The following is a 7866-nucleotide window of genomic DNA, read 5'->3' on the forward strand; positions in this document are numbered from 1 at the left end:
GAGTCGATCATAAAACCTCAACAGACCCTAATCAGATGATCTGAATACTGATACCCACTGTCTTATGTTTTTATTGGAAGTCATTTTATTTCCTGTAAACTTTCTTAAGTATCCGGACCATTGCTTTCGCATAAAGATGGCGAGTGGATTTTTTCGCTCTTCAAGGAACAGCGTCGGGAGCGTAGCCCGCTACGTGATAAGAGTTGTGACGCAGCAAGGGCGGAAAAAGACGCCGCCAGACTATGCGAAAGCAATGGTCCGGGTACTTACCCCTGCCCTCCTAAAGGATATTGAGAATGGGCAGAACAGATCAGCATATCGAATAAATACCAGTGGCATATGAGGGGGGAGTTTGACGAAAGTACTCAATGAGCTGTTGAATTTGCTACAGCTGGAAGAAATAGAAAAATCCATTTTTCGTGGGCAAAGTCAGGACCTCGGCTTTGGCAATGTGTTTGGTGGTCAGGTTATTGGACAGGCGTTGTCTGCTGCAAAACAGACCGTCGAAGAAGATCGCGGGCTGCACTCCTTCCACTGTTATTTCCTGCGCCCTGGTAATGCCCACAAACCGATTGTCTATGAAGTAGACAAATCCCGGGATGGGCAAAGTTTTACCACACGCAGGGTTGTTGCTATTCAGAATGGTAAGCCCATATTCAATATTGCCCTCTCTTTTCAGAAAAAAGAGAATGGCTTTGTACACCAGCATCCAAACATGCCTCAAGTGACTCCGCCAGACGAGCTGGAATCCGAGCTTGATCGGATTCGCAAGTTTGCACACCGGATTCCTGAACAGGTGCGGGACAAACTTACCTGTGACCGCCCTATTGAGCTGCGCCCCGTCAAGGTGCCGGACTTTATAAAGCCCGAGCCCATGGAGCCCGTTCGCCATATCTGGCTCCGTGCCAATGGCACATTACCGGACGATCCACGCATTCATAAATACCTGCTGGCCTACGCTTCCGATTTCAGTTTTGTCACAACATCCCTGAATCCCCATGGTGTCAATTTCTGGGAACCCACAATGCAGGTAGCGAGCATTGACCATGCCATGTGGTTCCATCAGGACTTCAGAATGGATGAATGGCTGCTCTACAGCATCGACAGCCCTATAGCTGGCGGAGCCAGAGGGCTGGCGCGGGGGCAAATTTTCAACCAGAGAGGGCAACTTGTTGCTTCGACGATACAGGAGGGCCTGATCCGCAAACGTCCCTCAGTCAATATTTAGAGCATGACACCAGCCTCTTAACTAGACTTCAGCCTCCCTGCAAGCACCCATAATGAAACCGCCATTTCATCATGCCTGGGGGCTTGCACTTGTCCTTTGGCCAGTTAACGCGGGGCACAATTCATGCAAAAAGCAACACTCCAATCAAGGCTGTATCTTTCTTTACTCTTTCTGCTTTTTAGCTCCTTACTCTGTATCTTCTCCGCCAATGGGCATGCTGTCACTCTCAAGCTGCCTTTCAGGGTTTCACTCCAGTTAGACGCTTCTCTGGATGTAAAAAACAGACGACAGTTCAGTAGAATGAAAGTTGAACCCGGCTCAGATGGACTCTCCTTAAGCTTGTTCCCTCAAGCCCAAAAGGGTTACATGAAGCTGGCTCCCTCAGCGACTGGTACAGGTGGAAGTGGCAACCTCAAAGTTTACATACTTGTCATGGATAAAGAGACAGAAACCCCCTTTGCTGGGGAGGTTGGAGTCAGGCTATTTCCACAAAACTGGTCACAGGCGCCTGACAAAGTTTCTGATCTGGATGAATTAACACAAAGCATGGCAGGCCTGGTTGTTGGTGTCCCTCACCGCATCAGCTCCAAAGATACACAGGAACCACTGCAGCTCCACGGTGACCAGACAGGGCAACTATTCGCCTTTGAATTTGAAGACGTACAACGGGAAGACGTACGGTTTTCAGAGCTTCAGCTCCAAGTAGGCAGCCAGGGTATCCCTTTGGCTTACAATCAAGATTCAGGGGCAGAGGCTGAACGCAACACCCTGCTGGTTCTTATCTATCAAGATCAAGGTAGAGGTCATGAAGTCCATGTCCATGCACTCCGGGCAAAGGGGGATGTGATTGCCTCTACAGACCGCGAACTCTCCTCAGCAGATTTACAAAATATTTCTAACCTGACAACCTTCTCTAAATTACACACTGTAGCCCTCAAGAGTGGTATTGAAGAAGCCGCTATTGATGCAGCCTCAAGCAAACACCCCGGGGATCCAAGGCTGGCAGGTTACGAGCTGCTGAAAGAAATGAAAGACAGGCTGGAACACTTTACAGCCGAAGATTTAGCACAGTTATTTGATGATGATAATCAAAAGCCGCTGGCGGAAAAGATCAGAAGTGGCAACTTGCAACTGACCTTTGAAGATGTTCAGTTACAGCAAGAAATGGTAATGGTGGGAGGATGGCTGAATCCAGCCGCCAGCGATCTCGCAGCCATGCTGGGTATGAGTGAATCAACCATTCAACAAATCAAGGGCGATAGCAACCCTGGGTACAAGTTGCTAAGTGCTGCCTACCACGAGAATAAGCTAGGCCAGATTTATTCGGAAAGTAAGAAAACAAACATGGCCCTGGACGATCTGCAAAGGCAGATAGAAGAGGAAGACCGCTTCCCCTGGCTTCAGGTATTAATGAGCCAGCCAGCTCCTCAAGACGAGGGTAGCAGCTCAGGTAGAGCATCCATACTCCCCATCGCCTATCAGCATATTGATCCGGAGCTTCTCAAGCTTACGGTCAGCGATTCCACTCTGACGGGATTCTCATTTGACCTTGGCGGTACAGACATCCATAACTTTAAGCCCCTGGCCATAAGAATAGGCTCCAAATTGTTGGTGGCTGCAGGCGGTCAACCGGGCTCAGATAGAATGAGTGCGGATTTTTCCAAACTAAGGCATCACAACAAGGTAAGAGAATTCCAATTCAGACGTAGAAAGACAATACGTCCAGATAACCTCCTCAACTGGGGAGGTTTTTTTGAGCTTATTAATGCTGCTGACGACCTCGAATGCAACGGACTGGGGTGCCTTGCCTTGAAAGAGCTTGAGTCGGGTAAAGTAGAAAAGAAGATGGAGCCTCACCACTACATACCTCTGGTTCAGGAATACGTCGACACTTCTAGCAGGGATCCAGTACCTGTTGAAAACAGAAGAAAGGCACTGTCACTTTTAGCTGCAGGCCGTAATCTGGCTGCCATCCACCAAAAGGGACTTGAAATAAATAGATATCTGGCTCACAAGCTGGAGATTCAGTGTACGGAGTATTCGTGCATGCACCAGCGACACGATAGTTCTGGAAAAGCCCACTACATAAGAGAGTGTTCAGGCAATCCCACACTGGAGGCAGAAATCAGCAAGTTAGGGATTCAGCCTTACGTTTTTGCCCCACCCAGAAAACAATGAAAGCAGTCAGGATGTAAAAATGAAGCATCAGGCCTGCCTGGGTCTGGTGCTGATTTTATGGAGTACAGGCCTTTGCCGGGTTCACCTTAGCCTTTCAAGTCATGAACAAGTTACACTTACCCAAAAACCAAATCTTGGCCTTATAAAGGATAAATTTTTGAAGCGCTTTTTTTCTACTCTCATCATCTTCCTCACAACAATACTGGCTCTGCCTGCACAGGCTGCTGTCATACTGCAGTATCACCATATTGATAAGAACACCCCCGCATCCACCAGCACAACACCAGAGTTGTTCGCTGAACACATGAAGTGGTTGAACGACAATGGCTTTCAGGTTGTCCCTCTCACAGTAATTACCGACAAGCTAAAAAGGCAGGAGCCTCTGCCCGACAAAACCGTTGCCATCACCTTTGATGATGCTTACGTTTCGATCTATAAAAATGCCCTGCCGGTAATGGAGGCGTATAACTTTCCCTTCACGATTTTCATCAACACTCAGGCCGTAGACCAACGCCATCAGCACACCCTCACCTGGAAGCAGCTTAACGAACTGGGCAAGAAGGGAGCCACTCTTGCAAACCATACGGTGTACCACGATCACGTGGTAGAACGTCTGCCTAATGAACAGCAGGCCGAGTGGGTCAAGCGCATAAAAGATGAGCTGCAAATGGCCGAAGAGCGCATCAAGGAACAAACCGGGCAAAGCCATAAGCTGATCGCCTGGCCTTTTGGTGAAACCGCTCCAGAACTGGAGCAGATGATTAGAGAGAATGGTTATATTGGTTTTGGCCAGCAATCTGGTGCAGTGGGCCTGCTGTCCAACCCTGCCAAACTGCCTCGTTACCCTCTGGGCGCCGGCTATGGTGCCATGAAGAACTTCCCACTGAAGATGCAGAGCCTGCCGCTGCCCGTGACGGATGTGCAGCCTGCTTCTGATATCGCACCACAAAATGGAATAATTGGCCCTATTACCCTGAAACTGGCCAAGGGCGAATGGGTAATTTCTCAGGTTGCGTGTTATGCCCTTGGCAGGACTCTGGATATCGCGTGGCAGAATAAAGAGAAAACCGAACTGGAAGTTGTGATGCCCGATCAACTTCCTCTGGGACGCTCCCGGGTGAACTGTACAGCCCCTGGCCCCGAGGGCCGCTGGTTCTGGTTTTCCAAGGATTGGGTTCGCCTGACAAAAGATGGAAAGGCTATCGACTAACCCCTTTTCCTGCTGTATTCAACCTTGGTCTCTACCCCCAAGGTTGAATACAGCACCTCAAAAAACCTGCATAGAATCCAATTGTCATAAATAAACAGGCCTATAGATATGAGGCCAGACAGTCATGACATGGAGGATTCATCATGGACATAAAAAAAGCAGAACTCTTTCAAACTCAAAGCAGTGTCACATCGGATATATTGTCTGAAAGTACTGAAAAAGCCGGTATGGGCTCTCACTCCGTAGACAGTTGTGAGAGTGACACTCTGGTAGCCGGACAAGCCTCTCAGGATTCTTCTGCACCCAGCACACTGCTGAGTGCACGCAAGACCACATCCTTCAAAGATGTTATGACCTACTTTTACAAAGGCTTTGTCGGCCTGTGCTGCGGCAGCGTGCCCGGCGGCATTGCCGGCGGCTTTATTGGCGGCGCAGCTGGCCTGGCTCTGGGCATTCTGACAGGTGGTCTCGCGGTGATTCCAGCCACCGTTGCCGGGGCTACCATTGGTGCTACAGTGGTTGGTTCTGTATCTGGAGGTGCTACGGCCATTGCCAACATCGCTCTCCATCATATCGACCGCCTGCACAAAAGATACCAGACGATGCCTTAATCAGTCTGGAAGCAACAACCGGCCGTCAGGGCCGGTTGTTTTTTGTCCCACAAAAATACCTGTCCTTTCCAGTTCCGACAAGAATCCCACTCATATATATCCCCTTCTTGCCGCACCTGCCGGAGCGACTAGGTTTAAATCAAAGCAACGACCCATCAGGTGTATCATGGACGAGAATACAGTCAAAAAACTTGCGCTGGTTATCACAGCCAACTGCCTTCGCAATACACCTGTCGAAAAGCTGAACACATCCGGTGCGATGAGTCAGGCAGAGCTGAAACTCCTGCAAAAATCCATGTCTGACAGGATGTATACCTTCCTTCTGTACCTCCTGAGCAAGCCCGCGCAAGAGTACAGCGCTCTTATGGAAGAACTCTCTCGTCACTATCCGGCAGACTGGCCCCTGCCAGAGTTAGATGACTCCTTTATCCAGATTGTCGGCAATTCCACTCAGGACGCCTCTCAAGGCACTCGACTCTAGGCTATTCTGTTCCCAGCCCAGACACGTCCATCTCAAGGCTGGGAACAGGAGTCGCCCATGAAACCAGAAAATCTTTTCACTGAAGCTCCGTTCAATCCTGATAAAGAATTCCTCGAAACACTTGCTGAAGGCACTGGCTTCAAGCTGAATCGTATCGTATCCCACGGCCACAGAACGCCAGAAGGACAGTGGTACAACGAACCCAAAGATGAATGGGTCGCCCTGCTCTCGGGCAAGGCTACGTTACTCATAGAAGATAAAGAGATAGACATGACGCCAGGTTCCTACCTATTTATACCGGCCCACGTTGAACACCGTGTGGAATGGACAGACGAAACCTGTGAAACCGTATGGCTGGCCTTATACGCTGAGCCATCTGCTCAATGAGGTTCACCCTGGGGCTGACAGCCCTGATAATTGCAGGGATGCTTACCATGTTTCAGGAAGAAACATTTGCCAGCGAGATACCCCAGCCGTTCCAGAAACTGGCCTCGCTGCTCGCCATGCCCCCCAGTGAAAACTGGGACGAGTTTCGCCACAGTTTCATATCCCACTGGGGCAGAAAACCTGGCCAGGAGCGCTGGCAGATGAAAGAAGTCGGCTTATCACCATCACGGAAAGAACAGGTGCTGCAGGTGTTGAACGAGCTGGGCATGACCTCCTCCTGGGCACCTAAAGAAACACAGTACGATTACGCCATCCTGCCAGGTGCCACTGTCCCCTCTATGAAAGCCCGCCTCGACTGGCTTGCAAAGCAGTGGCAAAACGGCACCCGCTTCAAACAGATTGTGGTGCTGACAGGCCAAAGGCCACTCACACCCGAGATTGACCATATTTCCGAAGTTATGGCTGGACTACTGCCTGAAAATTCATCACTGCCGACCACGTTTACCGGTTCGAACGCTCCCATGCATGAAACAGAAGCTGCACGACTGTTGTTGTATTACTACCCCTACCCACAGGGCATGGAGCGAGTGCCTGTGAAGTTTGTAGACTCCCCCCGCTGTTGGCAGGGTGGACACTGGAGTCGCTGCCATACTGCTACCACTGTGAAAGACTGGCTGGAATACTCCCCGAAGCCAGGCGCCATGCTGGTCATCTCAAGCCAACCTTCTGCCCATTATCAGGATTCCGTTTTCCGTAGAGAGATGCCCAAAGGGTTTGCTGTCGAGACCAGCACGGCTAGCCTGACTCAGGGTTACCCTATGGCCGTTTTGCTTGATGCCGTTGCCACATGGCTGCGCACCAGTGATGAGCCTCCAGAGTTACAGGGTCAATAAATAGAAATATCCACAGCTCTCAACTATTTTAGGATTGGAATGTTTTACACATGAAATGAGTATGGAAATAACCCGTCTCCACACCACTCTCGAAGGCCACTCCGTTCTGGAATCCGTTCTCTTGCCCATGGCACCGGAAGATGAGCAGGGGCATCTTGCAGCCATGTTTCCCTCAACAGAAGTTGTGTTCTGTGAAACGGAAAGCAACTTTACTCAGGACTGGCACACTGCACCACGCAGACAGATGGTCATTGTCTTATATGGGAAAATGGAAATTGAGCTGCAGGACGGCATCAAACAGGTACTAACAGCGGGGGAAACCTTGCTGGCAGAAGATACGACAGGTTCAGGACATATTACCCGAGCAGTAGGTGGCACCTCACTGCGAACTGCTATTATCCCTCTGGCCTGAATAATCGTCTTCAAACCAAAGCACGTATAAATACTATTGATGCAGATCAATACTGACTGAATCGAGGTGTGCAAATCTGGAGGCGGTACTTGTAATAACTGTCACTGGGGAGGGGCAGAACAATGATACCCGCAAAGCACGATCTCGCAGAAGAGTTCCCTAATCTTAGCGCCCGCCTGACCAACCTCGATAAAACCAGCCCTGCCTTCCATTCTGCACTTGAGCGCTACGAAGCGGTCGATCAGGAAATCATTCACTATGAAACAGAAGCCGGCTGCTCTGATACCTACCTGGAAGATCTGAAGAAGCACCGCCTGAAACTGAAAGACCAGCTCTACTACCGCTTAACACACCCCTGAATCAGTCCGTGTACTTATAGCAAGCCGGGCGTGTAAAAGCGTTCGGCGTAAGACCGATAAGTGCCCGGACTATTGCCTTCGCATAATGATGGCGAGTGGATTTTTTC

Annotated in this window: 9 protein-coding genes; all 9 read left to right on the top strand. The window is 49.9% G+C overall.

All coding sequences use genetic code 11. The annotated features are described in order from the left end of the window. The first annotated feature begins 352 nt into the window (after positions 1-352). The 9 genes from tesB to E1189_RS04295 all read left to right on the top strand — a co-directional run bounded on the left by tesB (position 353) and on the right by E1189_RS04295 (position 7759). A complete protein-coding gene (gene tesB / locus E1189_RS04255; protein ID WP_155158823.1) occupies positions 353-1228 on the top strand; it encodes an acyl-CoA thioesterase II in 876 nt (291 codons plus the stop codon). A gap of 300 nt (positions 1229-1528) precedes the next feature. Further along, positions 1529-3406: a death domain-containing protein gene (locus tag E1189_RS04260; protein WP_155158824.1), complete on the top strand. Its 1878-nt coding sequence runs from the start codon at positions 1529-1531 to the stop codon at positions 3404-3406. Positions 3407-3563: 157 nt separating this feature from the next. Next, entirely contained in the window at positions 3564-4616 is a 1053-nt protein-coding gene (locus E1189_RS04265; protein WP_196221186.1) for a polysaccharide deacetylase family protein, read from the top strand. Positions 4617-4759: 143 nt separating this feature from the next. Further along, a complete protein-coding gene (locus E1189_RS04270) occupies positions 4760-5227 on the top strand; it encodes a hypothetical protein (protein ID WP_155158826.1) in 468 nt (155 codons plus the stop codon). Between the two features lie 166 nt (positions 5228-5393). Continuing rightward, on the top strand, positions 5394-5708 hold the full coding sequence (locus E1189_RS04275; RefSeq protein WP_155158827.1) for a hypothetical protein: 315 nt from the start codon (positions 5394-5396) through the stop codon (positions 5706-5708). A gap of 57 nt (positions 5709-5765) precedes the next feature. Continuing rightward, positions 5766-6095, top strand: coding sequence for a cupin domain-containing protein (locus E1189_RS04280; RefSeq protein WP_155158828.1), 330 nt, complete (start codon positions 5766-5768; stop codon positions 6093-6095). A gap of 47 nt (positions 6096-6142) precedes the next feature. Next, positions 6143-6988 (top strand): hypothetical protein, encoded by an 846-nt coding sequence (locus E1189_RS04285; protein ID WP_155158829.1) that lies wholly within the window; start codon positions 6143-6145, stop codon positions 6986-6988. A gap of 61 nt (positions 6989-7049) precedes the next feature. Continuing rightward, entirely contained in the window at positions 7050-7400 is a 351-nt protein-coding gene (locus E1189_RS04290; protein WP_155158830.1) for a cupin domain-containing protein, read from the top strand. 122 nt (positions 7401-7522) lie between these two features. Then, on the top strand, positions 7523-7759 hold the full coding sequence (locus E1189_RS04295) for an HP1242/YdcH family protein (RefSeq protein ID WP_155158831.1): 237 nt from the start codon (positions 7523-7525) through the stop codon (positions 7757-7759). Positions 7760-7866: the final 107 nt, after the last annotated feature.

This window comes from Parendozoicomonas verongulae, from assembly GCF_009711465.1.
GTDB lineage: Bacteria > Pseudomonadota > Gammaproteobacteria > Pseudomonadales > Endozoicomonadaceae > Sansalvadorimonas > Sansalvadorimonas verongulae.

Bases quoted from the DNA above. Each gene is read 5' to 3' on its own strand.
- E1189_RS04260 (WP_155158824.1), top strand. From the start codon at position 1,529: ATGAAAGTTGAACCCGGCTCAGATGGACTCTCCTTAAGCTTGTTCCCT.
- E1189_RS04270 (WP_155158826.1), top strand. From the start codon at position 4,760: ATGGACATAAAAAAAGCAGAACTCTTTCAAACTCAAAGCAGTGTCACA.
- E1189_RS04275 (WP_155158827.1), top strand. From the start codon at position 5,394: ATGGACGAGAATACAGTCAAAAAACTTGCGCTGGTTATCACAGCCAAC.
- E1189_RS04280 (WP_155158828.1), top strand. From the start codon at position 5,766: ATGAAACCAGAAAATCTTTTCACTGAAGCTCCGTTCAATCCTGATAAA.
- E1189_RS04285 (WP_155158829.1), top strand. From the start codon at position 6,143: ATGTTTCAGGAAGAAACATTTGCCAGCGAGATACCCCAGCCGTTCCAG.
- E1189_RS04290 (WP_155158830.1), top strand. From the start codon at position 7,050: ATGGAAATAACCCGTCTCCACACCACTCTCGAAGGCCACTCCGTTCTG.
- E1189_RS04295 (WP_155158831.1), top strand. From the start codon at position 7,523: ATGATACCCGCAAAGCACGATCTCGCAGAAGAGTTCCCTAATCTTAGC.